General features: G+C 57.3%; 22 protein-coding genes and 1 pseudogene. 10 read left to right on the plus strand and 13 right to left on the minus strand.

The annotated features are described in order from the left end of the window. Positions 1-40 precede the first annotated feature (40 nt). Positions 41-810, minus strand: a protein-coding gene (locus tag ACW9UO_RS02325) for an IS5 family transposase (RefSeq protein WP_457088577.1) whose coding sequence is annotated in 2 segments (ribosomal slippage) — positions 41-474 and positions 474-810 — 771 coding nt in all. Because the reading frame shifts where the segments join, the coding sequence is not laid out codon by codon here. Positions 811-1,030: 220 nt separating this feature from the next. Here ACW9UO_RS02325 and ACW9UO_RS02330 point away from each other — a divergent pair. Continuing rightward, complete coding sequence (locus ACW9UO_RS02330) at positions 1,031-2,749, plus strand: FAD/NAD(P)-binding protein (RefSeq protein WP_457087405.1); 1,719 nt, start codon at positions 1,031-1,033, stop codon at positions 2,747-2,749. Positions 2,750-3,164: 415 nt separating this feature from the next. Here ACW9UO_RS02330 and istB read toward each other — a convergent pair whose 3' ends face one another. Next, positions 3,165-3,923, minus strand: a complete 759-nt coding sequence (istB, locus tag ACW9UO_RS02335) for an IS21-like element helper ATPase IstB (protein ID WP_457087103.1) — start codon at positions 3,921-3,923, stop codon at positions 3,165-3,167. A 12-nt stretch (positions 3,924-3,935) separates the two neighbouring features. Continuing rightward, positions 3,936-5,450 carry an IS21 family transposase gene (istA, locus tag ACW9UO_RS02340; protein WP_457087104.1) on the minus strand — a complete coding sequence of 505 codons (1,515 nt, stop codon included), beginning with the start codon at positions 5,448-5,450 and terminating at the stop codon, positions 3,936-3,938. Between the two features lie 818 nt (positions 5,451-6,268). Here istA and ACW9UO_RS02345 point away from each other — a divergent pair. Continuing rightward, complete coding sequence (locus tag ACW9UO_RS02345) at positions 6,269-6,784, plus strand: hypothetical protein (RefSeq protein WP_457087406.1); 516 nt, start codon at positions 6,269-6,271, stop codon at positions 6,782-6,784. 712 nt (positions 6,785-7,496) lie between these two features. Here the strand turns inward: ACW9UO_RS02345 and ACW9UO_RS02350 are convergent. From ACW9UO_RS02350 to ACW9UO_RS02370, 5 genes and pseudogenes are all read right to left on the minus strand, one after another. Next, positions 7,497-7,634, minus strand: a pseudogene (locus ACW9UO_RS02350) (helix-turn-helix domain-containing protein); the annotation flags it as partial. 154 nt (positions 7,635-7,788) lie between these two features. Next, entirely contained in the window at positions 7,789-9,072 is a 1,284-nt protein-coding gene (locus ACW9UO_RS02355) for an McrC family protein (RefSeq protein ID WP_457087407.1), read from the minus strand. Continuing rightward, positions 9,072-11,873 (minus strand): AAA family ATPase, encoded by a 2,802-nt coding sequence (locus ACW9UO_RS02360; protein ID WP_457087408.1) that lies wholly within the window; start codon positions 11,871-11,873, stop codon positions 9,072-9,074. Before ACW9UO_RS02360 ends, ACW9UO_RS02355 begins: the two co-directional genes overlap by 1 nt. 438 nt (positions 11,874-12,311) lie before the next feature. Next, a complete protein-coding gene (locus ACW9UO_RS02365) occupies positions 12,312-12,680 on the minus strand; it encodes a hypothetical protein (RefSeq protein WP_457087409.1) in 369 nt (122 codons plus the stop codon). A 166-nt stretch (positions 12,681-12,846) separates the two neighbouring features. Next, positions 12,847-13,365, minus strand: a complete 519-nt coding sequence (locus ACW9UO_RS02370; RefSeq protein WP_457086735.1) for a Crp/Fnr family transcriptional regulator — start codon at positions 13,363-13,365, stop codon at positions 12,847-12,849. Positions 13,366-13,431: 66 nt separating this feature from the next. Between ACW9UO_RS02370 and ACW9UO_RS02375 the strand changes: the two genes are divergently transcribed. Next, positions 13,432-14,016: a hypothetical protein gene (locus tag ACW9UO_RS02375; RefSeq protein ID WP_457087410.1), complete on the plus strand. Its 585-nt coding sequence runs from the start codon at positions 13,432-13,434 to the stop codon at positions 14,014-14,016. Positions 14,017-14,364: 348 nt separating this feature from the next. On the opposite strand, the gene ACW9UO_RS02380 is transcribed toward ACW9UO_RS02375, so the two are convergent. Further along, the gene (locus ACW9UO_RS02380; RefSeq protein ID WP_457087411.1) at positions 14,365-15,087 is read right to left on the minus strand and encodes a hypothetical protein; all 723 of its coding nucleotides are present in this window, start codon (positions 15,085-15,087) and stop codon (positions 14,365-14,367) included. Positions 15,088-15,712: 625 nt separating this feature from the next. Here ACW9UO_RS02380 and ACW9UO_RS02385 point away from each other — a divergent pair. Beyond that, positions 15,713-17,305 (plus strand): hypothetical protein, encoded by a 1,593-nt coding sequence (locus ACW9UO_RS02385; RefSeq protein WP_457087412.1) that lies wholly within the window; start codon positions 15,713-15,715, stop codon positions 17,303-17,305. Here ACW9UO_RS02385 and ACW9UO_RS02390 read toward each other — a convergent pair. After that, complete coding sequence (locus ACW9UO_RS02390; protein WP_457087413.1) at positions 17,292-17,486, minus strand: hypothetical protein; 195 nt, start codon at positions 17,484-17,486, stop codon at positions 17,292-17,294. The genes ACW9UO_RS02385 and ACW9UO_RS02390 overlap by 14 nt on opposite strands. On the opposite strand from ACW9UO_RS02390, the gene ACW9UO_RS02395 reads away from it, so the two are divergent. The 4 genes from ACW9UO_RS02395 to cas1 all read left to right on the plus strand — a co-directional run bounded on the left by ACW9UO_RS02395 (position 17,472) and on the right by cas1 (position 21,673). Beyond that, positions 17,472-17,813, plus strand: a complete 342-nt coding sequence (locus tag ACW9UO_RS02395) for a hypothetical protein (protein WP_457087414.1) — start codon at positions 17,472-17,474, stop codon at positions 17,811-17,813. The genes ACW9UO_RS02390 and ACW9UO_RS02395 overlap by 15 nt on opposite strands. Further along, positions 17,806-18,219, plus strand: coding sequence for a hypothetical protein (locus tag ACW9UO_RS02400; protein ID WP_457087415.1), 414 nt, complete (start codon positions 17,806-17,808; stop codon positions 18,217-18,219). The genes ACW9UO_RS02395 and ACW9UO_RS02400 overlap by 8 nt, the downstream gene beginning before the upstream one ends. A gap of 313 nt (positions 18,220-18,532) precedes the next feature. Beyond that, positions 18,533-19,345: a CRISPR system precrRNA processing endoribonuclease RAMP protein Cas6 gene (cas6, locus tag ACW9UO_RS02405; RefSeq protein ID WP_457087416.1), complete on the plus strand. Its 813-nt coding sequence runs from the start codon at positions 18,533-18,535 to the stop codon at positions 19,343-19,345. A 444-nt stretch (positions 19,346-19,789) separates the two neighbouring features. Continuing rightward, positions 19,790-21,673 (plus strand): CRISPR-associated endonuclease Cas1, encoded by a 1,884-nt coding sequence (cas1, locus tag ACW9UO_RS02410; RefSeq protein WP_457087417.1) that lies wholly within the window; start codon positions 19,790-19,792, stop codon positions 21,671-21,673. Here cas1 and ACW9UO_RS02415 read toward each other — a convergent pair. The 3 genes from ACW9UO_RS02415 to tnpB (ACW9UO_RS02425) form a co-directional block, all read right to left on the minus strand. After that, positions 21,651-21,947, minus strand: a complete 297-nt coding sequence (locus ACW9UO_RS02415) for a hypothetical protein (protein ID WP_457085819.1) — start codon at positions 21,945-21,947, stop codon at positions 21,651-21,653. The two genes, cas1 and ACW9UO_RS02415, sit on opposite strands and share 23 nt — an antisense overlap. Then, a complete protein-coding gene (gene tnpC, locus ACW9UO_RS02420) occupies positions 21,947-23,560 on the minus strand; it encodes an IS66 family transposase (RefSeq protein ID WP_457085818.1) in 1,614 nt (537 codons plus the stop codon). Before tnpC ends, ACW9UO_RS02415 begins: the two co-directional genes overlap by 1 nt. Before the next feature lie 62 nt (positions 23,561-23,622). Then, complete coding sequence (tnpB, locus tag ACW9UO_RS02425) at positions 23,623-23,970, minus strand: IS66 family insertion sequence element accessory protein TnpB (protein WP_457085817.1); 348 nt, start codon at positions 23,968-23,970, stop codon at positions 23,623-23,625. A 212-nt stretch (positions 23,971-24,182) separates the two neighbouring features. On the opposite strand from tnpB (ACW9UO_RS02425), the gene tnpA reads away from it, so the two are divergent. Beyond that, positions 24,183-24,560, plus strand: coding sequence for an IS66-like element accessory protein TnpA (gene tnpA / locus ACW9UO_RS02430; RefSeq protein ID WP_457085816.1), 378 nt, complete (start codon positions 24,183-24,185; stop codon positions 24,558-24,560). Then, entirely contained in the window at positions 24,557-24,904 is a 348-nt protein-coding gene (gene tnpB, locus ACW9UO_RS02435) for an IS66 family insertion sequence element accessory protein TnpB (protein WP_457085817.1), read from the plus strand. The genes tnpA and tnpB (ACW9UO_RS02435) overlap by 4 nt, the downstream gene beginning before the upstream one ends. Positions 24,905-24,925 lie beyond the last annotated feature (21 nt).

Genomic DNA, 24,925 nt, shown 5'->3' on the forward strand with positions numbered 1-24,925 from the left:
TCAATGGGTCCTGAGCCTAGGGTCAGGACTCGTTCTCGTTTCATAGCCAGAACATGACGGTTGCGGCGAGGGCGATGGCGGAGAGGAAGACTTTCGGGCATCGGTCGTAGCGTGTGGCAATCCTGCGCCAGTCCTTCAGGCGCCCGAACATGATCTCGATCCTGTTGCGGCGTTTGTAGCGGCGCTTGTCGTATTTGACGGGCTTGGCGCGGGACTTCCGGCCAGGGATGCAGGGCTTTATCTCCTTGTCTTTCAACGCTTCCCTGAACCAGTCGGCGTCATAGCCCCGGTCGGCCAGAAGCCATTGTGCCGATGGCAGGCTGCCAAGAAGGGCCGCAGCGCCGGTGTAGTCGCTGACCTGGCCCGCGGTCATGAAAAACCGGATCGGTCGTCCCTCGGCATCGGTGACGGCATGCAGCTTGGTGTTCATGCCGCCTTTGGTTCGGCCGATCGCGCGCCCCCGCTGGTCGTCGGGCCCCCCTTTTTCGACCGCAGACTGCTCGCCGTGCGGTGCGCCTTCAGATAGGTCGCGTCGATCATCACCGTCTTTGGAACCGCTGCCTCCGACGCAAGGCCGTGCATCATCCTCGCGAAAATGCCCTTGTCGCTCCATCGTTTCCAGCGGTTATAGAGCGTTTTGGCCGGGCCGTATTCCGCGGGCGCGTCGCACCAGCGCAAGCCATTGCGATTGATGAATATTATTCCACTCAGAACACGCCGGTCATCCACCCGCGGCTTGCCATGGCTCTTGGGAAAAAACGGCCGAAGCCGGTCCATCTGCGCGTCCGTTAGCCAGAAAAGGTTGCTCATCATCACCCCCGTCAGTTTGGGAGCTTGAATCACGCTGCCGACGTAGCCTCAAGCAGATCAATGGGTCCTGAGCCTAAGCGACAACGGGTCTTTGCCCCCTCGTCACGAGCCCACTTCCGGCCCATAGCTGCCGTTTGCGAATGCACCGCGCGCAGCGGTGCGGCTTCACCAAATCAGCCATTGCGGCTGGGAATTGCAGCACCAAGCGCTCTGATCAGTTATGGCCATTGTTGCCAGCTGCTTTTCTCCTCATATTGCAAGCGATAGTTTGAAGCGCTGGGCACACATGGGCGACATGAAGTCGGAACTACGGATAGCAGTCGTCGGGATGGGACCACGTGGTCTGGGTGCATTGGAAGCCCTTGCAGCGCGCATTTACAAAGGTGCCCCATCTTTGCAAGTGGATGTTTTCGATCCCTGTCCAGTTTGCGGGGCCGGTCCAAACTTTGACCCTGACGAACTTTCAGTCTGCCTATTGAATATCCCGATGCGGGATATCGAAATTCGCCCGCCCGTTTTCACAGTCTGCGGACGTTTTGCCGAGTGGCTGAAGACTGCACCCGGCCCTGACACCTTTCCAATGCGGGCCGAACTGGGACAATACCTTGAAGCGCGGTATGCGGATCTCAAGGCTGACGGAAGGTTGGCGATGACCCATTCACCTGCCGCCGTCACCGATTTGAAGCAAGGAAACGACGGCTGGTATCTGCGCGCCGCAGACGCATGGCACGGGCCGTATGCCGAGGTGCTGTTGTCGCTTGGCCAGCCAGAGGTCCAGCCGGACGAACAGCTTGCCGAATGGCAACAACATGCTGAGGACTCTGCCGGCATACTGGCTCAGGCGTATCCTGCAAAAAGGCTCCAGTCCAAGGCCGAGGGTTTGTCAGGATGCACGGTTGCAATCCGCGGTCTGGCGCTTTCGGCTTTCGATGTGCTGAGAGTTCTGACAACCCTACAGGGCGGCAGATTTGAAGACGTGCGTTATGTTGCTTCGGGGCATGAACCTGCGCGCATTCTTCCATTCTCTTTGGACGGCAGACCGCCCTTCCCAAAGCCCGAAACCGATAGGTTGGACGCGCGCTTTGAACCGACGCGAGAAGAGACAAAGGCATTCTCGGACAATATCGCAAATGCAGCTACCGCTACGCCGAAGAAGGCACAAGAGCTTTTGACCGCCGCACTTTTACCGGTCGTTACGCGGATTTTGCGGAAGGTCGAAAACGATGCAGAGGCATCCGGCGTGGCGGACTGGCTTGAGACCGAATGGTCCGCTCCCGGTTCGCAAGAGACGGACAGTCCGATTGAAACACTCCGGGTCGGTATCGCGATAGCGGAAGGCACGTGTTTGCCATCTATTGGCTATACGGTCGGGCAGGTCTGGCGAAAGTGGCAGAACGCGCTGCGGAGCGGGTATAATCCGGCCAACACCCCGCCCAACACCGCCAAAACGATTGTCGCGTTTGACGAGGGGCTGAAGCGGTATTCCTACGGCCCGCCAATTTCATCAAGCCGCGAGCTTGCCGCGTTGGTTGATGCGGGCCTTGTTGATCTGGACTATGCCGTCGACCCTGATTTCACACTGACTGATGGCGGTTGGACCTTAAAATCGGAGACTGGGTCGATCGAAGCCGGCGTTATGATCGACGCTGTTATGGCATCGCCCGACCTGTCGATCTTGCGCACCCCATTGCTGGTTGGGCTGATAGACGAAGGACGGCTGTGCCCAATCACAGATAGGCTTGCCGCGCATACCGCCAAGGATGGCCAGCTTATCGGTCGGGAAGGAAAGAGGTCACCGGGGCTTTGTCTTTTAGGCCGTTTGGCACTGGGTAGCGTTGTGGCCGCCGACTCCCTTCACGACTGCTTCGGTGAAGCGTCGCACCGCTGGGCGCAGGGCGTGGTGGAGCGGTTGGGACCATCGCATTTCGGGACCGGCTGATTCACGAGTTGCGCGAAGCTGAGCCGATATCGCGTTAAAACCCCACAGGCTAAATAGCAACCTCGGCCCGAAGCTGCCGTTCACTGAGCGACAGAGCGCTGCGATGCAGCTTCTGCAGACCGGACACTTATGCCATTTGCCGCAATGCGAATGACCATGCCCAAACATTACAAACTCACATTGACTGATTGACGTAGATACCTAACAGTTAAAGAATTCATTCAATAATTGTAACATGGATTTCAAGGGATTTCACGATGACATCAATGGGAGCAAAATGGCATCGTTGGGATCCACACATTCACAGTTGCGTATTCCGGTGTATCCGCCCACCTATTCCGACAACATCCGCCCACCTGTACCGGGCTATCCGCCCACCTTTGACGCGTTGCCGTGAGGCACTTGGGTTTCGGTATCAGGTTTGGGCGGTTTCGTCACCTGCCTGAGCGTCCTTCTTTCTGAACGACTGCCCGTCGAGTTCGAGCCGGTAAGCGTTGTGCACGAGCCGGTCGAGGATGGCATCTGCAAAGGTTGGTTCGCCGATGACCTCGTGCCAGGTGCTGAGCGGCAGCTGGCTGGTGATCAAGGTTGATCCATTGCCGTATCTGTCTTCGACGATCTCCATCAGGTCGCGGCGTTGGCTGGCGTTCAGCCGGTCTGGCCCCCAATCATCCAAGATCAGCAATTGTGTTTTTGTCAGTGCCTTGAAGACGCGCGGGAAGCGGCCATCGCCGTGGGCCAGTTCCAACTCATCGAACAGGCGCGTGGTGCGTTTGTAGAGGACGGTTACGCCGTCGCGGCACGCTGCTTGAGCCAACGCGCAGGCCAGCCAGGTTTTACCGACGCCGCAGGGGCCGGTAATCATGAGATTGCGTTTGTCGCGTATCCATTTGCCGGTCAGCAGGTTTTGGAACAGCGCTTTGTCCAGCCCCCTGCGCGTTTTGTAATCCACGTCTTCCGGGGCGGCCCCGACATGGCGCAGGCGGGCGGTGCGCATGCGGCTTTCAAATCGTTTGGTCTCTCGGCTGGTGGCTTCTCTGTCGATCAGCAGCCCAAGCCATTCGGCATGCGTTAGATCGGCGGAGCCGTCTTGCCCAGCCATTTCGGCAAAGGCTTCTGCCATGCCGTCGAGCCTGAGTGTTTTGAGCTGATCCAGCGTTGGATGGTCGAGCATATCCTGTCCTCTTCAATGGAAGTAATCCGCACCACGGATATTGGGGTGTGTGATCGCGGGGCCGTCCGTGGTGGGGGTGCGGCGTTGGCGATCCAATCCATTCTTCAAAATGGAATGTAGGGATCGGTAAGTGTAGCTGTTGATGTGCAGCGCCCGCTCGCAGGCGGCATCGAGGCGCGCGGCTCCGAAGGTTTTGACAAGACGCAAGACGCCAAGGCAGGTTCTGTATCCCTGTTCAGGGTGACGGCGCTTGCGCATGACCATCTCGACAAAGGTCTCAACATTGGGCCCGATGCGAACCGCCTGTGTGCGGATGCGTTCCGGCGTCCAGTCGGCGCGATAGCGGTGGTTGGCGGGCATGTGATCGCGGATCGTGGAATGCTGGCGGTCGCCCGACGTGCGGGCATGGGCGGCAACACGCTGACCTTTATGATAAATCTCGACTGTGCGTGCTGTGATGCGCGCCCAAAGCTCCTGACGCAAAAGCTGGTGCGGCACAGAGTAATAGTGCCGCCCGATATCGACGTGGTAATCGAGACCGGCGCGGCACTTCTTCCATTCTGCATAGACGTATGGCTGATGGGGCAGCGGCTTCAATGCGGGTTTGTCCAGCGTCTCAAACAAGGCCCGACGGCTGGCACCAAGGTGCCGGGTGACCTTGCTGTTCAGCTGATCGCGCAGGGGTCGGATCGCTGCATTCAGCTCATCAAGGCCGAAGAAGGTCTGATTGCGCAGGCGGGCCAGAATCCAGCGCTCGGCCAGCAACACCGCGCCTTCGACCTTCGCTTTATCCTTGGGCTTGCGAGGCCGCGCGGGAACGACGACGGTATCGTAATGCGCTGCCATGTCGCCATAGGTGCGGTTGATCGCCGGATCATAGAAGCAGGCCTTGACAACAGCCGCCTTCAGATTGTCGGGCACCACCTGCGCAGGCACGCCTCCCAAAAAGCTGAAGGCGCGAACATGGCTGCTGATCCAATCCGGCAGGCTCTGTGTCCAGGTCGCTTCAACATAAGTGTAGTTCGATGCCCCAAGGGCAGCGACAAAGATCTGGGCCGTGCGTATCTCACCCGTTTCGGGGCAGGCAACATCAACGGTGTGGCCCGCATAATCGACAAACAACCGCTCACCAGCAGGGTGACGCTGCCGCATCACCGGCGACAGCTTGCCCTCCCAGCGGGTGTAAAGCTCGCAGTACCGGCTGTAGCCATAGCCATCTGGGTGCACTTCTCGATACTCTTGCCACAACAGCAAAAGCGTCACGCCCTTGCGGCGCAGCTCCGCGTGTACATAGGCCCAATCAGGCTGAGGGATTGGCTGGGAAATATCGCTACAGCGGCGAGGAAACAGCATCTGTTCCAGATCGCCATCCGACAGCCCATCGGGCAACGGCCAGATCAAACCAGCGTCACGGGCGCGGCTCAAATACTCGCGAAGGGTTGTGCGCCCAATCGCCAGACTCAACGCCATCTGACGCGTCGACAAACCCTCAAATGACAGGCGCAATGCCTCCCGTATCTTCCGCATCGGCAATCTCTTCACTGGGCCATCTCCCGTCCAAAAAGAACGGCAAAGTAGCCCGCCTCAGATCACCTCACAGCAGCACATCAAGGAGTGGGCGGATGCCCCGGAATCCCCGCGCGGATCAGATCGGTACAGGTGGGCGGATTAAATCGGAATCACTGGGCGGATGAGCCCGGAATGCGCAGCAGGTGCTTAGAGGCACATGATCTCAAATAGAGACCTCATAAACCAACGCGCTTTTCGCCTATTATTTCGGCCCCAATATCGTCAATCCCCCACATTCACATGTAAGTCCAACCAATGATAGCGCTCCAAGTTAACAAGAGATTTTTAACAGAATGGGCGGGACGTGTGAAATCGCTGCAAGTGCAGGGTTTGCGTCTCGCAAACGCGAAAGCGGCCATTCAAGTGCCGAATGGCCGCTCCAGCCATGCTGCACGCCCACCAAGGTCATAAGTGCGCAGCAAGCGGGCTTTGCAATGTCAGGCAGCGATGGGCGGCCTCGCAGACATGCCCGCCCGCTACAGATCTTGGGCCAGTTAGATGCCTATGCGCTGCAGCATCCTCAACGCAGTCGCTCATCGATCGCATTACATTCAAATCGGTCAAGGTTGACAACGCTGAACAGCTGGGGATTCTCTGGAATTTTCAAATAGTCGCTTGTATAACGCAGGCTAAAAATGTTCTTTTCTGCCCGCGACAGAAATCCAGTAGAAAATTGATCTTTAAAGAATGACGAGTGATAAACGAACGGCTATGCTGCCACGCCGATCATGACCTCGGTATGGTTTATTCTGTAAACAAAATGAAGGAAGCATATATTGAGACGCAACGATACGAGTATTATCGGCGATATGGGAGAAGCCGAGGCGCTAAGTCTCTTGCAAGGACGAGGGTACAAATGTGAGAACCTTAATGACAAACGGCGAAACGCTTGGACATATGATCTTGAGATCGGTACGGCTCGCGGAAAATTTTTGGTTAGTGTGAAAACCGCACGGGCGAAGAGAGATATTTCCCTTGGCAGGCCACTAAGTTTAAAACGGCTTGAGAACGATGCATTCATGATGATTTTGATGCCCTCAGGGAAAAATCAAGAAACCCGATTTGAGCCAGGCGGCTATCACCTTTTAATCTTGCCGGGCCAAGTCGCACGGGATGAGGCGCTTTCTTCGCACTACCACTACTGGGGAAATGACAGTGAAAAGGCAGAAAATAACACTGTCCGCATCAAAGATAAACTTGATCGCCCTGGCGGCCGATCCAACTCCGGCGAGGTCTTCTCGAGTTGGAATGATAGATTTCGAGACGCTTGGCATCTGTTGCCAGAGCCATAAGCACAATTGGAATCCAAAATTCCACAGATCCCGAGAGGATATAACTCTAAATTTAGACGTCATTAGTTTTAGGCATTGCTGGTCCAGTCGGGTGCAAAGGAGCGGCGGCAGAACGGAACCACCGTTGCTCCCGGCCCAAAGCTGACCCTCACTGCTCAGCCCATGCCGCGCTGCCGTATACTTATTACGACCATTCGCTCATCGCGCGGAACATTCGGAGTTCGAGTGGCAAGAGTACAGACCATTCCTCTCTCACTTGTTCGAAATGAGTGAATGTATTCTTTGGTGTATCTTTATGTGTCTGACAGGTACGCCTGAGCAACATCAGCTGGATCAACCGACCAGACGTGGTGAGACCACTTCCACTTCTTGGTACCTTCGTACTCGTTGAAAGAACCCCGGCCGGATCGGCGTTCTTTCGAATTGCACGTCAGTATCAAGCACGCCGTCAGGCGTGGCAAAAAAACAATCTCTGAAAACACCCGACTAAGGGCGATTATGACAATTCCAAACTTCTTTTCGTCGCTCCAGCGCCGCCGACGTTCAAACCCCAGTATCTCACCACGCATAGCCGACCCCCACCTAAGACACGTCGCTAACGACGTCGTTCAGCACGGCTCTTAGCAAATCATCAGGAAATCAGGCAGGTGGTCCCAATGAAGTGGTTACCCTTGAGGAGCCGGTTCTCCCGTCGAAGTCTATCATTCTCTTAAGCGAGGCTCAAATCCTCTTTGGAAACCACGTCTGTATCTCGGTGCGCGGTGATCCATTTGTTCAGCGTTGACATGCCGACACCCAGATCGTCAGCCACCTGCTTGCGCGTTAGCCCACTGGTCAATGCGATACGCACCGCATCTTGGCGGAATTCGTCCTTTCATTTCAGTCCCATAGTTCATCTCCTTTGGTGCAATAAATGCTATCAAAGGAGCGGCATCAAAACCGCGACAGGCCCATACATAGTCCGAAGGGTAGTATCACGATGCTGATGCCTGCGCCAAGGTCAGTTATGCTGTCCTGACCAAATGGGCCAGTGATGCCGTTACCAGTGAGTGTCTTTGTGATACGTCAACGGTGGATACCAAGAGCTTGCTTGGGGCCCCGGCAGTACCGATAGCATAAGCCTGCTGCGGCGGGGTGCCAGATAACCCTTGGTGATGCGGATACAGCAACATGACGCGGTCGCATGCGTAGAGCTGTGAGTAAGCCATCATTTGGTACACATCGCCTTGTCTGATGCCTTGCTTTGCATCCTCGATGCGGGGAGAGATGCGCTTCCATTTTGTATCGATGACCATGATAATATCATCCTTATGACGGATTATGATGTCAGGGCGTGTTCTAAATCGACCTTGCTCTCCCTCAAACAAGCAGTCCCGCTGACCTCCTTGTGAAGTAACTCTGAACGGGGTGCCAGCAAGCGCTCGTTTGAGGAGCTTGGTGACATATTCCTCAAAAAGCACATTCATTTCGAACAAGAGCGCATGGCCGTCGCTGGCCCCCGCATTCGTTGTTTGGTGACGATCTCCCAAAAGCAACTTGGCAAGTGACAGCAACTCGCGCCATCGGTCATTGGTACGATCAAGTGTAATACGGTCCCAGCGAAGCGCCGAAGGTGCGACGTCGGTAATGTCGGCGTAGGCAAATGAGAGCTCGCGCAAAGACCGTAGGTTATCCGCGGCGGTTGCAGCTCGAGACAGTTTAGAAATAGCGGCCTTCATGACGCGATTGACATCAATGTCCGGAGAAAGCTCATCATACTGGCAAGCCAGGTGCTGAGGCTGTGCCGCCAGAACAGAAAACTGCCTTGTGACATTCAGACGCCCACGTAGTGCTGGCAGATCATCCGTGTGGGCGATATAGCGACGCGGGATCCCATGACGCACAGCTTCTGTCATCTTGTTACAGAATATCCTAATCAGGATCTCAAGCAGAGTGTCGCGTTGCCACCCCAAACTTGCCGTTGTCTGTGCGTCAATACGAAGATCGCGCGCCACTGACAGCATCTGAACAAGACGGCGGCGCAGAGTTTCTGGCGCTGCGTCTTGCTCTCCTGGCGCATCAATTTTAGGGAGTATCTCAAGCTGGCAGTCTGCGGCGGAAACCACCCCGACGACACCCCGAGCGCGCAGGTGTTTCCGGCGGTGTTCTAAAACACCTTCGCCGCTGCTGCCCGAAAATGCAGAATTGCGTGCCACTTTCGCCAATCGTTCGGCCTGACCTTCGGAAATGGGATCGCTGTCCGTTCCAAAGGCGATCTTTTCCCACTCTCGGATGCTGAACTGGTTCATCAGTCGGTCAATCGGGCATAGTCAAAGCCTTCATCTGCATTCTTTAGGCTCCAGCGGAACCGGGTTGGGCCATCCGCTTCAATGTCCATGCCAGGAGGTGCCTTCAACAGCTCTCGCTTTAGAAAGCCGCCAATGGTTGTCTCTTCATGCGCCTCGGCGTCCCCCAATACTGCAGCAACCTTGTGCCAATCCTCGAAGAAGTATTCGGCCAGAAGAGGAATCACCTTATGGCGCATTGTTTGATCAACGTCATTGCGGGACGCACAGCCAATGAAATAGGCATGCCCGATCCGATGCTCACGATCATATAGGTACTCAATACGATCGTTGATGACGTGCAAAATCTTGGGCAGGTCAAGTCCGCAACGCCGTGCCGCGTCGCGGAGGGTTTCAGGATCAGGTTCGATCTCTTTAAATTCGAATCTTCGGCGCAATGCGGTGTCGAGGAGCGCAATCGAGCGGTCAGCGGTGTTCATGGTGCCAAGGATATGCAGATTGCTGGGCAGCCCGAAGTTCTCGCCAGAGTAGGGCAGACGAACCTTCAAAGCATTTTGCATCCCCAACCGTTTGTCCGGTTCGATCAAGGTGATCAGTTCGCCGAAGACTTTGGAAATGTTGGCGCGATTAATTTCGTCGATGATCAGCACATGCGGGAGCTGTTCGAGAAGCTTATCCTCATTAACCCCATTGATCAGCCGGAGAAGGGCAGGCTTCTTTAGTTTGCTTTCGCCAAGGCGATAGATCGAACGCATCGTGAAATTTGAATCGTATACTTCTGATACAGAGAGACCCTGGCGGTCCAGCCAGAGCCATTTCACCGCCCTGCGATGGCAATATCTTTGATCATCTCTCTGGCTGTACTCATACTCTCCCGTCACCTCTCCGATTGCTCGGAACCGACTATTGCCCTTCGAAACAATCAGGATATCCCCGACCTGAACTTGGTTGCGGAAGGCATCGACGAGTGCGACTTGGCCGGATTGTTTCGTGACGGGGCCTTCGCGGCGCCCCTCGGCGCGACATATCTTCAAAATTTCTTCAGGGTTGGAATATTTGGTATCGCTGAAATCAATGTCTTCCCATCCCAAAAGGGTGTGACCTTCCGATACGGCTTCTTCAAAGAAGTGCTGTTCCGATGGATCATTTCCCGCAGCAATCGACATTTTGTAAACCTGACGGCCCTCCAAGGAGAAGTCGTCGTCTCCACTGGTTTCGGCTCCGCCGAACTGAGCTTGCTCTGCCATTCGCCGGATGACGCCTGGAACGGTTTGCAATCTAAAACCGGTTCCAGACCCGCCGTCTCCCTCCGCATCGGTGGTAGGTTGCCGGCCTTCGACGAAGTCCTCGTAAGACATCGATTGGTGGAAGGTTATAAATTCGATCCGTTTCTCCACTTTGAGGCGGTTGTATGCCTCCATAACCACCTTACGGTCTTGCGGGACCTCTTCGCCACAAAGGCGCAACGCCTCGGTCGCGGTCGCATGTGTTTTACCGGTGCCTGGGGGGCCGTAAAGGATCAGGTTTTTCGCTTGTTCCATATCTAATCTCTGGTTTGGCCGTGTCGATGCTTCCCGCTTGGTCGCCTCAACGGAACCAGTCAATTGATAAGTGAATTCGCTCGTGCTGCTTGGCTGCGGTTCTGTGTAGGTGGGCTTGGGAAGGCCGGTTATTTCTTGAAACTTTGAACTCAAGAGTGCGCTGCAAATGTTTGGGTGAGAGTTTTGCAAACCTATTTCTTTTCCAAAGTCCCCCGCTCTGATCGTAACGGTGGCCTGTCCCGCCTCCCGGGCAGGTTCGATATGGTAGTTCAGTGCACAAGCTCTGATGCGGTCGGCATCTCGGATGAGGTGGCTATAGCGCCCTGGCGGCTCCACAGGGGTGTTGTCCTGATCGACTATAATGTAGCCAGCATTGTGGAGGTGTGCTGCTGCCGCACCAGTTGACCATCCGCCGTTAAATTTCGTTTTTTTCCAGATATAACCGACCACGGGCTTCGTCGGATAGGGAGCTTTGGCCGTACCCATTGTCGAACGGACCCAAAAGTCTTTTGGAGTGCCGAACGCCGAAAATATATCAGCATGCGCGCCCGTTTCTACAAACTCATCGTACGCCACCATGGCCGCTTCAACATTCTGTCGAGAGAAATCGGCGGGTTGCCTGTCTTTCTCTCTGTTGTCGATCAGTTCAAAGCCCAGTTCTTTCAAACGCCCGAATGACTGGCTTTCACCGAAGCCGTTGAAGAACTCCTTAGCAGTCAAGGCATGCCCGTCTGGTAACTTCGCGACCGCCGCGGCTACGATCGCTTTTGCGGGGTAACGTAGCGCCTCACCGTCGTCGTGATCGGCCTCAGCGACCGGTCGTATCGTCCAAACCTGCGGCTTTCCGAAGCTGCGTTTCTGTAAAAATGCTTCGAGGCCCTCGGCGTCGCAGTCATCCATGGCAGCGATGATTTCGGATTTAGTCAACTCTCGAAGGTAATGTGAGTGTTCCAGTTTGTTGGGCATGGATGAGCTGTTGCGAACAAAGTCAGCATATAGGCTGATGGATTGGCGTAGGCTTGCCAAGCCGTTCCTAAGATTGCCATCAATCTGCACAGGCGATGGATTGGGAGCCTCCCTCCTTTCATCCTCGGTGCTATAGTCGAACTGATGCAATAGGTTTTCTATCTTTTGGCCATCCAGGACTTTATCCAAATCACCCATCGCTTTTTCAACGCGGCGCGCTGTGCTAATTCTGGAACCTATCGATCTATCACTCTGACCTTTGGCTTCGAGCCATTTTCGAAATTCAGTTTCTTTCATCTTTAACTTTCAATTTTCAGGCTGCGGCTGCCGCATCGTCGATGCTTCCCATGACCCGAATGATTTTGGCAGACTTTGTTGCAGCAAAGACCGAACAATTGAGCAGTCTCCGACGAGGCTGGCGGGATGATTTTGACGAGACTATGCGAACTTCGAATATTTCTTTATTAAATGCCTTGCGGTGTTTGTCAAAGACGTTGTTCGCCGATTTCATGGGGCGGCTCTGATTTCAGGGGCGTTGATTTCGTTTTCGGGGTTAAGCCAGACTGGCCCGATCAGTTGCCAGTTGCGGGTTTTATCTGACCAGCGTTCCAGATGTTGTGCGCGTGCATTTGCATAGAGAGTGGCGCAGCCTGTGAGCGTTGCGCGATCTTGGCCATCATGACGTACATTTGGCATAACGAAGCGGATGGCGCTGTGCAGGTGCTCGCCGTTATACTAACTGGCGAAGGATTTCACCCAAGTCTGCGCATCTTCTTTGGTTGCAAAGCCCTTGGTCGGCCAGTTCGGGCGGTATTTGCGGGTTCGGAACAGAGCTTCTGAGAACGGGTTGTCCTCGCGCTGGAAGCGTGATCTTCGCACGCCGCTGACGCGACGCCGACTGTAGGACGCTGAGATGCCCAGTTTCTCCATGGTGGTTTTCATCGTTGCACCCTTCATCGAGCTGCCATTTTCGGCATGCAGGATCAGTGGACGCGCGATACAGCCCTCGGCCAGAACGGCCCGACGGATAAGGGCGGCCGCCAGTTCCGCGCCTTCGCGCTCATGGACTTCCCAGCCCACAATTTTCCGGCTGAAGATGTCCACCCCTCTTGTCCTATGATTGAGGCGGCTCCTGTGCGAGATTGGAGCCGCTGACCGGCATTGCATTTATGACGGGCAGTGGCGGGGGTCGCCAAAGACGCCTATCGCGCCTTCCAGCAGCTGGTCGCGCCATTGCTTGATCTGGTTGGGGTGCGGACGATGATCCCTCTTACTTCCGCCTACGTGCAAGTTCGCGATAAAGCGCAGGTGGCGATACACCGATCTGATCAGCAACCCTTATCCATTCACCTGTCGGTGGCTCACCGTGTAGCTCAATCCATGCGTCCAGCCTGTCGGACACCCGGCGCAGGCGCAGGATCTCGATGCGCGCTCTTTGGGCTTGGATCTCTTTGGCATGGGTTTCGATCAGGCTTAAAGCCGCGTCTGGCTGTTTGCGTAGCGCAGACAGAAAGGTGGCGCGGGGCAAGATCGCCATTTCGGCATGCATGCGTGCAATCGCATCGCAATGATAGGTCGTGGCGAACAACGACGCTTCGGCCAGCGCCATTCCAGCCGTGGCAACGCTGAGCGTCAATGCTGTTCCATCAGTGAGTGGACGCACAAGTTCGACCATGCCGGATCGAACAAGATACATCGAATGAACGCGATCCTCCCTGCGAAAGAGAACGGCCCCCTGCGCGAAGCTCCTCATCAGCGCGCCATCAAATATATGCTGCCAGTCTGACATGATAGAAATCATACGGAATTGCCGCAGTGTCCAATAGGGTGTTCTTAATAAATGTGAGGACAAAAAATGAAAACGAAGCTGATTTTGATGGTGACGGCGCTGCTTGGTGGAACGGCTATCGCGGCGCAGACAGCGCACTCCGGCCATGGCGAGGGCATGGATCACGACACACATTCTCACGGCCAGCCGCTCCAAAACACCATCCTCACTGAACCGGGACAAGGAGCTTTCGCCGCCCTGTCCGAAGTCGTGCGCGTGCTGGAAGCGGATCCTGACACAGACTGGGGCCAAGTCGATCTGGCTGGCCTACGGGCACATCTGGTCGACATGGACCGCTTGATCTCGGACACAATCGTGGAGGAGACAGAACTGCCAGACGGCCTTTCCGCGATGGCAACGGGGGCAGCCGACACGCTCGCCACGATCCGCCGCATGGTGCCTGCCCACGCGGCCCAGCTTGCGCAGGACAACCGTTGGACTGTCGAGGCCGTCGACGCAGAAAACGGAGTAGAGCTTCGCGTGACGAGTGACGACCCGTCTGTGGTGGCCCGAATACGAGGGCTGGGATTTTTTGGACTTATGGCAAGCCAAGACCATCACCGCGAACATCATATGATGATGGCGCGCGGAGAAGCCGCCCACGCCCACTAACGTGATGCGTCCGGCCCAAAGTCCCGCTCCATATTGCAGCGCAGGGGATAGGAGGTCGACGACAGACTGACGTTCGCCCTGTTGAGTTGGACGGCAGTTTTGCCCCGCTCAGCCGACCCTCGCTTTTCGAAAATGCTGCGCCATGGCCGAATTGCCGGTCTTATGAAGCTGCGGCGCAGCGTTGGCGTGCTGGATGGAAGGCGGCTCTCGGCCGTCCAAGTCGACTAATGCCGCGAGGCACCCAAAGGGCACGCCGCAAAGCGGCCAGGAGACCACATTCATTGCACTTCGGACCAATACCGCAACAACCGAAGTGAGTTAGCATCTTCGGAGCAGCAATATGAGATCTCACTGAACTGCCATCGGTCGCAGCATGTCATCGGTGTCGAGGTGAAGTGCGCTGCGCCAGAGCGGAGTCTTAAATACATGACACGCCGTCTTGCCGACAGCATCTTCGCGGCTCTCGATCAGCAATCCCGCCCATTCGAGCGGCCGCAGCACGCAAGCTGAGAATGTGGCCATCTCTCGCCACCCTGCGGTATGCCAATCTTTCGGTTCGCCATAGAAGCTTTCGAACAAGGCAGCCTCGGTGGTACCATGGTCGGCCTCAACGTTTATCACGTTCAGCCAGACATCCCAATTTCCGGAGGGGCGGCCTTCAAAACGCGCATAAGACGCGTGATCGACCCGGGACACAAAGTAAGGGATCAGCTCACCAAACAGACGGCCAGGGGACTGCGACAGCTCTGTGCCACGTTTGGTCAACCTGAACTCACCTTTGAAGTGACGCCCCAAGCGCAGGGAGATCAGCAGAAAATGCAAAATTTCAAGCGGAGGAAATTCATATTCATTGATCACTTTGTTGTAGCGAAACATTTCTGCGGCACTTTTGCCCGGCCAGTCGAAATTCTCGACAGCCCAATGCACAAAGATCCGTTTGAAGGCATTGGTTTTAGTCAAACCGATTGAACCGTGCGTCCGCGTATACTGCAGAATCAGGAGGCCGCCACGAAGCAGCGGGGAATGCGCGAGATCAGGGTGGTCATCGGCGAGAGTGCGGAAATCTATCATTTTGGGATTCTGCCACAGACGGCGTTGTAGTTCTATGACGTACGCACCGCGTTGCCTTGCTGCTTGCTGAAATCCGCGCGTTCAGCGAACGGCGGGTTCGACGGGCCGCACCGCAGCGCACCCTCCTGTTACGAGGCTACTTGAATGTCAGATGTCGGTATCAGCGCAGGGCAGCGTCGCACCTGCAGCGAACGAACGCTGGATGCCCGCTGCCCGATCGGCCCTGTGGCCTGCAGAACTCAAGAAGCGCACGTCATTTTGGCCAAATGCGAAGTAGGGCGGTGGTCCGCCGCCGCAATGGAGATGTAGATCGGCAGGTGTTGCTCTCTTCAATTTGCTTTGCGCGGCTCATGCCGGATATCGCAGCTGCGAATTCGGATCTGAGCGCTGCGAAAGAAAGAAATTCGCAATTAAACGCGCCGTAAGTTCCGCGGGTTGACCTTTTTGTCGGTCACATGTCGGCTCTCATTTTCTTTCTTTATTACATTTTTACAGCTGGTTACGGAGTTTGTCGGCTCATGACGCCTCAGGCGTTTTTGCCACTCTGAAGTCGAATCAAACCCGGGCCTGCCGTTGGGAAAATATTCCCACGTCCCGTGCACAACAAATGATGAAAGTGCACGAAATGACCAAGAAGACCCGCAAATCCGCAAGCGCCCCCAAAAGCCACCGCCGCGATCAGAATGCGATCGACATGAGCCAAATCTCGAGCGACGAGCTCGACACGCTGGTCGCGATGCTGTCGCTTCAAAGCCGTCCCAAGGCACTCGATCTCGAGGGGTTGCTTCCGCAGGGTTCGTACCTGCGCCGGCTCTGTTCCTGCTTCGGTAAATCCGACGCAGGCCCCACGGTTGCCCTGTTCCAGTTGATCGCGGTGGCCGCGTCTTGGCTGACCCAGAATGGGGCCGCGATCCAGATCCCGGGACTGCACCCCAAGCGTCCGATCCTCTGGACCATCGCTCTGACCCAAGACGAACACGGCGCAAGGCGCGCCACCAAAAAGATGAATGAGATCTTGTTTCCAAACGAGGATGCGCCCGGTGTGCGGCGACTGGTGACAGAGGGCAGGGACCTCAACTGGATCAATGACTTGGCAGACAACAACGGGGCTTTCTGGCTTCAGCATGACGCCGGTTATATTCTTCAAAATGCTCTGAAGAGCAGGCCGATGCGGGAGGGAATGCTAACCGCCGCCGTTCACGACCAAATCTCTTTTTCCACGAAAGGCACCAAAGGCCGGTGCGTGCTCGACGACCCGCATTTCACCTTTCTGGGCCTGAGCACACGAGCCCGCTGGCGGGCGCAGATCGATGAAACCAACATGCTCGACAGCCTTTTCCAGCGCTTCACGTATGTGTTGGCCGAGCCCGCGGTTAACAAAGTCGTGTTCGACACGCCCTTTCCGTTCGAGGAGACCTGTCCGGACGCCAAACAGCGCCGCTTGGGCGAGATCTGGCGCTCTCTTTGCCTGCAACCCGGGGCCAAGGGCGCCTACGAAGTGGAGGATGCCGTTGCACCGTATCTTCTTCTATGGTGGCGCGGTCTGAGGGCGCAATGGGGCGATGGGGCCCTGCCGGCCGCCTTCGTTCAAAGCGCCGGGGATACGATCCAAAGCTACCTGGTGATCCTGCACTTTTTACTGGGCCGGTCCGGGCGGAAGATCGATATCGAGACCGCCGAGCTCGCGACCAAATATGTGGAATTTCACCTGGAAAGCACGCTGACGCTTTTGCGGGAGAGTGACACGGACCTGCGCGACCGGGTCAAGAGGGTCGCATCGGGGTACCGGAAGCTTCTTGCCCGGGATGGCAACACAGTCAACGCGCGGGATGTTTGTCGCAATCTCAGCAAGCAACAGCGTGAAGAAATTTCTTCGAGTTTCGTCTCGACCGTTCTCATGGCCTTTGATCGGCTCGCCAAGCAGCCTGACGGTTTTTCGGAAGCTTTCAGCCGGGCCGAAACGCTTAGAGACCATGAGGAAGGCCACGCCGAGAGCCGTCGAAATCGGGATAAAGACGGCGTTGCGCCGCGCGACAAGCGGGAACTGTACCGCAACACCAAGCGGATCACCCGCGTGTTGGCTTACGCCAAAAAGATGACGCGGGGCCGTGCTGTTGCCCCAGGAAATGTTGTCGATCTTGATTCCGAAAGCCCGCGCGTCGCGCTGACCACGCACGTGCATGCACGGGAAAAAGTCAGAGATTTCAACGATAGATAATTTCTCTGCGCCCATTGCCGTTTTCTCCGCTCCCCGGGGTGAGAGCGTCGAAAACGGCAAACGGCGCAAACGAAACCAAGCCTGAAAGGGCCAGCGGCACAGGAAAGGACAGAGCCGCTTTTGTCACCTCTTGCATCACGCGAGGGGCACCCACGAGGAATATAAAATGTTCGATATACATGTCACTTTCACCCCACTGCACGTTTTTGCAGCAGCGCATGCAGAAGGGTTGCAGAACGCTTCCCTTTTGTTGGGCGGTCGCCCGTGGCTGCGCCGCTGCCAGCGGCTGTTGCAAGATCTCGGTCAGCCTGGCCCGGTCACGCGGCGCATGCGCCGTGAGGCAGAAGCCCTGCATGGCCTGCTGACGCTGCAACATGTCCATGATCTGGAGCGCCCGGAGGCTGCGTACTTCTCCGCAATCGACCTCGACGATCCTGCGGTCGGAGAGATTTGCCTCCTCTCCGAAGGGCTGGCCGAGGCCCTCATGGGGGAGCTGATCCATGTCTGAAGCGCAAGTGCTTTACGGGGCTGTGCTGGGCGCAATGCGCGCCTTGCATGCCGCTCAGGACGCCTTCGTTAACGTCATGGCTGACGGCGCGGTGACGGCCGAGGACGAGGAGCAGCTGACCTGGCTGGCCTCGGTTTCGCTTTCCAAGGAACTCTTCGACAGCGCCTCGCAGCGAAGGGTCCGCAAAACCATCGCATACCTTAAATGCAGGGTCGCGGAGGAAAGCTGGACCGAGTTCATGCCGGACATCCACTGCCAGAGCGGTGGCTATGACAGGCCTCGCATGACGCGCCTGGGCCAAGTTCTGGACGGGTTTTGCGACGCCATGACGCTGCTGGACACATGCCTGGTTGAGGTGCGATGCCAGTTGGATGCCGGTCAGGTGTTCCGACAATTGAGCATATGAAAACAGCTTGCCCCGCGTCCTGATGGACAGCGGGGCAAGCGGCTTCCATGTCGATCCGATTGGGGATTGCATCCCTCAGATCACTGCGCATCGCGGTATACACGAGTTTCCGGCAATCAGGCGGGCGTTTTAGGGGCCAATCACCTGAACCCATCACAAAGGTCGCGGGCCCGGGAAATCTCTGAGATCACTTCCCGGTTGTCTGTTCACTTCAGAGTTGCTTAGATGGAATCCAATGACACCTCAGACCCAAATCCCCGACCTCGAAATCACCAATCTTTCAGAGCTTGGCGCACTTTGGCAAAACACGACAGTGCGCGCTTTGGTTGCGAATAGCGCTGATTTGGCTGGTGAGCCTGAAACGCCCCAGCGAATTCGTGGCGCAATCGGCCGGAAACTGTATGAAAGCGCGTCGCTGCCTGCGCAAAAGGGGCAAGCGTGCAGTTTTGATCCGGTTTGTGGGTACGACCTATTTCACCGCGTGCAGGGCAACATGAAAAACGGCCGCGCGCTCCCGATGCCCTTTGTCATCCAATGCGATGCGATGGACGGGGATTTGTTGGTCACCCTGCACCTTTTTGGGCGCGCCGGAGCGTGGCAGCACGAATTTCGCGCGGCATTGGTGGCAGGGCTGCGAAATGGTCTCACGGACGGTCATGGCGGGACCACCCCAAAGACCGTTCTCATGCTCACAGCCGAGGCGGCCTCTGGTCTTACAATATACCCCCTCGCGGCGCCGATCGTGATTGAGTTCGTCACGCCGGTCATTCAGCGCAGAGGGAACCAAGCGATTTTTGACCCGGTCACATTGTTGACCGGGCTGGCCGCGCGGGTCGAGGGGATGGCGTGGTGGCACGGAAACGCGCTTTGCTATCGGCCCGAAGACGTGGCGGATGCGGCCCGGGCCATGCTGGACAAGGCGCAAATGGCGATGCAAGAGGTTCCGTTTGTCCGCAGCCATGGCCAAGGGCACACATCCGTCGGACAGGTCGGTCTGCAAGGATCAATGCGTTGCCCGCCGCCAAACGCCTTGTTAGGCGCGCTTTTGCAATTCGGTGTTCAAACACACCTCGGTGCCCGCACCAGCGCCGGCGCGGGCCGCTACCTCCTCAAGCTCGAAGCCTAAAACGCGGTAGCGCGGTCAGATCTCTGGAGCGGAAAAATGCTTAAAGCGATCCGGACTTTGGTCTCAATCCGCTGTAGCGCGGTCAGATCTCTGGAGCACAGACCAACGCACAACCGACCGCCTGCGTGACGTCTCAATCCGCTGTAGCGCGGTCAGATCTCTGGAGCTCATGGCGGCGATGGACCTCGAATTTACCGCAGCGTCTCAATCCGCTGTAGCGCGGTCAGATCTCTGGAGCCCTCCCTCTGCAACCATTTGATAAAGTTTAGAAAAGAGAGGTTTTTTCCAAGCGGGTCCACGTTTCTTGTTCAGTTTGCGTCCTCCTTCACGTAAATGGCGTATTTTACGCCATTTAATTCAGCGTTTTCAATGGATAACGCGATTTCCAAGCGAATTTTGCCCAAATCGTGCATCCTAATGCAGTATCAGCCGAGGAAATACGTCATGTCGACCCCCAATTTTTCGGATCTTTTTCAAGCGTGCATTGGCCCCGCGCGACTGTGGTCTGCCTGGACCAAGGTGCGTGGCAATGGCGGCTGTTCCGGTGGCGACGGGCAGACCATCCCCCAGATCGAGCCAAATGCCCGTGCGGTTCTTGCCGCCCTTGCGGAAGAGCTGCGCAGTGGAACCTATCATCCGCGCGGATACCGCCGTCTGGATGTGCGCAAGACGTCTGGCGGCACCCGTCCTCTGGCGATCCCCTCGGTGCGGGATCGGGTGGCGCAAACCGCCGTAGCGCAAGAACTGACGCCGCTGTTCGAGCCGTTGTTTCACGACGACAGCTATGGCTACCGCCCTGGAAAGTCGGTGGATCAGGCCGTGCGGCGGGTTGATATGTTGCGTCGGTCGGGGCTGCATTGGGTGGCAGAGGCCGATATCACCCGGTGTTTTGAAATGATCCCACATGACCCGATGCTGTCGCTGTTGGCAAAGACTCTGGAGGGCAGGGGAGGTGCGGCTGAGGTCGTAGATCTGGTGGCCCTGTGGCTTGAACACGCGGGTCAGACGCTGGGTACGCCGGGGATTGGGCTGCCGCAGGGCTCACCTTTGTCGCCATTGCTCAGCAATCTGTATCTTGACCAGCTCGACGATGCCTTGGCGAGTGACAATATCGCGGTGGTCCGGTTCGCGGATGATTTCGTTTTGCTGGCCCGCTCGCGGAAGGCGGCAGTCAGGGCGTTGGATCGTGCCGATACGGTCCTTGGTCAGCATGGCCTGACGCTGCACTCCGAAAAATGCGATATCCGTGCCTTTGATGATCCGTTCAAGTTCCTCGGTTATATGTTCGTGCGGTCACTGGTGATGCGCTCGGTTGGCGATCCCGCCGAAGATGTCTTTGCCCTGATGCGCGATATCGGGCGGCAAGACGTCGAAACCGCCGCGGAAAAAGAGATGGAAATCCGGGCGGGGTATGATGCGGGGCCGCGTGTGTTGCATATGCAAACGCCTGGGCGGCGCATCGGGTTGTCCAACCTTAGCTTTGAAGTGCAGGCGCGCGAAGGCCACCCCTTGATGACCTTGGCGCATCACCGTGTTGACCGGATCGAGATTGGGCCCGGAGTGACCTGCGCGCCCGAAGTTATCGAACATGCTTTGGCCACAGACACCGATCTGGCCTATGTCAGCGGTGCGGGGGAAACGCTGGGGTGGCTGTCCCGTCCCGGGTTTGATCGGGCGGGGCTTCATCTGGCTCAGGCGCGCGTGGCGCTGGATCCCGAACGGGCGGCCAGTCTGGCCCGCGCGATCGTTGATGCCCGTTTGCGCAATATGCGATCACGGTTGCAGGTGCTCAACCGAGGCGGCGGGAAGACCGAGGTGGTCCGCGTGGCCAAGTCACTGGGCCGTGTGATCCGTAAACTGCCCGGCGCAGGAACTGTCGCTGCTCTGCGCGGGCACGAGGGGGAAGCGGCCGCGCTGTATTGGCCCGCACTGGGCCTGCTGTGCCCCGAAGCCACTGCGCCATTCCGCCGCCAGCGTCCGGCACGCGATCCGTTGAACGCGTCTCTGAACTATCTTACCGCGCTGTTGGCGCGGGACGTGCGTGCGGCAATCATTGCGGCGGGACTGCATCCGGGGTTTGGCGTGCTGCATGCCCCGTCTGACGGGAATGAGGCCTGCGTCTGGGATATGATGGAGGCCCCGCGCGCGATATACGCCGAAGGCATCGCCGTTGCGCTGTTCCGGCGCGGGACCTTAAAGTCTGAGATGTTCACGAAATCCGGCAAATCAGTAAGGATTGCGCCAGAGGGCCGCCGCGCTTTGATCCGGGCGTATGAAGCCGCGATGGAGCGTAACCGCTCCGTTGCTACCGCGGTGATTTTGCCTTGATCCGGGCGACAAGGTCGGTGTCATCGACAAAGTCGTCGAGGAAGTCGTGCCAGGTCTGGGTTGTCAGGCGTGCTTCTCTGATCATGTCAGCCAGCTCTTCGATGCCGTAATCGGTGAGGCCAGTCATGCCCTCCTCTTGCCCTGTATAGATGCGGATGATGCTGCCGTAGGTCAGATTATCATCGTTGCGGATGATTGCCTCGAGGAGGTCTTGGTCTTCGCCAAGCATTTTCGCGACGTGGGCGATTGTGCAAACATGCGTCACTGCTGCCATCAGGCTGCCTTCGATTGCGCGGTTCCAACGGGCACCCAATTCCAAGGTAGCAATTCGTCGAGACGGTTGATCTTGTGATCATGGATGCGGTCGAGAATGTTGGCCAGATAGGCCTGCGGATTGAGGCCGTTGAGCTTGGCGGTCTCAACGATCGTCATGGCCCGGACAAGGGTTTCCGCACCGGTATCGGCCCCGGCAAAAAGCCAATTTTTGCGGCCTATGCCAATCGGTCTCAGGGCGCGTTCGGCCGGGTTGTTGTCGATTGCCACGCGGCCATCCTCAAGGAACAAGCAGAACGGCGTCTGACGGCTCAGACCATAGCGGAATGCCTTGGCGAGATCGCCTTTGCCGGGGATGCGCAGGAGCTGTTGTTCCGACCAAGCGAGGAAGGCTTCGACCTTCGGTTTGCTCAGCTTTTGGCGCGCGGCAAGGCGCAGATCGGCAGGCTGGCCTGCGATGTCGCGCTCGATATCGTAGAACGCCCCAATCCGGTCGAGCGCTTCACGGGCGATCTCGGATTTGGTGGATGCCCAGACGTCATGGAAGTCGCGTCGCAGGTGCGCCCAACAGGCGGCCTCGCGGAAGCGCGTGGTTCCGTCCGGTTCTGGGTCATAAAGCTTGGCATACCCCTTATAACCGTCAGCCTGCAGGATGCCGCAGCCTTCCGAGAGGTGCCGCAAAACATGCTCTTCTTTCCAGTCCGGGGCGAAGTAATAGATCGCCCCCGGTGGCGCTGAACCCGCCCATGGGCGCTGATCACGAACATAGGCCCATATCCGGCCCCTTTTTACGCCCTTGCCGAGGCCCTTGTCGCGCAAGGACCGGTCCAGCACACGGATTGGCGTGTCGTCCGCATGCAGCAGATCACTGCCCATAATATCAGCCTCGATCCGCTCGATAAGCGGCTGGAGGGTTTTCATGGCACGTCCACACCAGCTGACAAGCGTGCTTTCGGGAATATCTGCGCCCATGCGGGCAAAGATCTCGTGCTGGCGATACAAAGGAAGATGATCGTCAAACTTTGAGACCAGAATATGGGCCAGCAGGTTCGGACCCGCCATGCTGCCGGGGATCGGGCGGCTTGGAGCGGGCTCCTGCACCATCTTCTCGCAGCGACGACAGGACTTTTTGATGCGGGCAATCTGGATCACCTTCATCTGGGCTGCGATCATATCAAGCAGTTCGCTGACATCCTCGCCCACTACACGTAAATCACCACCGCAATCAGGGCAGCAAGTGCCAGGATCGAGTTCACGACGCTCGCGCGGCGTTGCGTCAGAGACGCGCGGACGACGGCGGAGCTTCGGAACTGCCGTCTCATCGGGTGCTGGCTCATTCTGACCTTCATCGATGAGGTCATCATCCCCTTCGGCGACAGCGACCAACAGGTCTTCCAGCGCCAGTTCCAATTGTTCGATCTCGCGCTCGATCTTTTCCGACGTTTTGCCAAAGGCCAGTTTCTGCAGCTTGGCGATCCGCAAACGCAGTGCCTGAACAAGTTGGTCATGGACACGCAACGTGGCCGATATCTTGGCATTCTCTGCCTGCAAAGCAGCGATCATTGCCTTCAGAACAGCGGGATCATCAGGAAGATTTACAACATGGTTTGACATGCGTCCAACTACCATGGCGCAAGTGGAAGCGCCATAAAAACAAGGCTAATCAGGCGGATAATTCACCCAACTCGAGCCGGTGGTGCGCCCCAGTTCGGGCGACGCCAATCTATCCCTTCCCACAACATTGCCAACTGCGCCGAGGTCAGCCGCGCCGCGCCCTCTGTCGCTGCGGGCCAGGGAAATCGACCGCGTTCGAGCACTTTGTAATAGAGGCAGAACCCCTGACCGTCCCAATAGAGAAGCTTCAGCCGGTCGCCCCTGCGCCCCCGGAAGGCAAAAACCGCACCGCCTGTCGGCTTCTGGCGCAAGACATCTTGGACCAGAGCTGCCAGACCGGCGATGCCCTTCCTCATGTCCGTGACGCCGCAGGCCAGATACACCCGAACGCCGGTCCCCGGGCCGATCATGCCGCCTCCACCGCTCGGATCAGCAGCGTCAGCAACGCCGCGTCCATGTTGCTGTCAAAGCGCAGGCAGCGCCCGCTGCGTAGACGCAATTCGACCGGCTTGGGCTCTGCTCCGTAACCGCTCCGTTGCTACCGCCTGCCTGATTTTGGCGTGATGGGCTAAGACACGTGCATAACGACGTCGTTTGCGACGTGTCTTATGCGGGGGTGTTGATGCGGGGTGAAATTCTTGGACTTGAGCGGCGGCGGCGGTGGAGCGATGAAGAGAAGCTCGGGATCGTCATGTCGGTCGGGATCGATAATGCGACAGTGACGCAAGTTGCGCAGCGCCATGATGTGACACGGCAACAAATTTATGCCTGGCGCCATGATCTGAAGAAGAAAGGGCTTTTGCCGCCGGAGAGCGGCGTGCTGTTCCTTGCTGTCGATATTCCACCCGCGCACCGCGTTCCCGCCATCTCCGAAGCGTCCCCCGGAGCAGAGCCCAAGCCGGTCGAATTGCGTCTACGCAGCGGGCGCTGCCTGCGCTTTGACAGCAACATGGACGCGGCGTTGCTGACGCTGCTGATCCGAGCGGTGGAGGCGGCATGATCGGCCCGGGGACCGGCGTTCGGGTGTATCTGGCCTGCGGCGTCACGGACATGAGGAAGGGCATCGCCGGTCTGGCAGCTCTGGTCCAAGATGTCTTGCGCCAGAAGCCGACAGGCGGTGCGGTTTTTGCCTTCCGGGGGCGCAGGGGCGACCGGCTGAAGCTTCTCTATTGGGACGGTCAGGGGTTCTGCCTCTATTACAAAGTGCTCGAACGCGGTCGATTTCCCTGGCCCGCAGCGACAGAGGGCGCGGCGCGGCTGACCTCGGCGCAGTTGGCAATGTTGTGGGAAGGGATAGATTGGCGTCGCCCGAACTGGGGCGCACCACCGGCTCGAGTTGGGTGAATTATCCGCCTGATTAGCCTT

It is taken from the genome of Marinovum sedimenti (genome assembly GCF_054052205.1).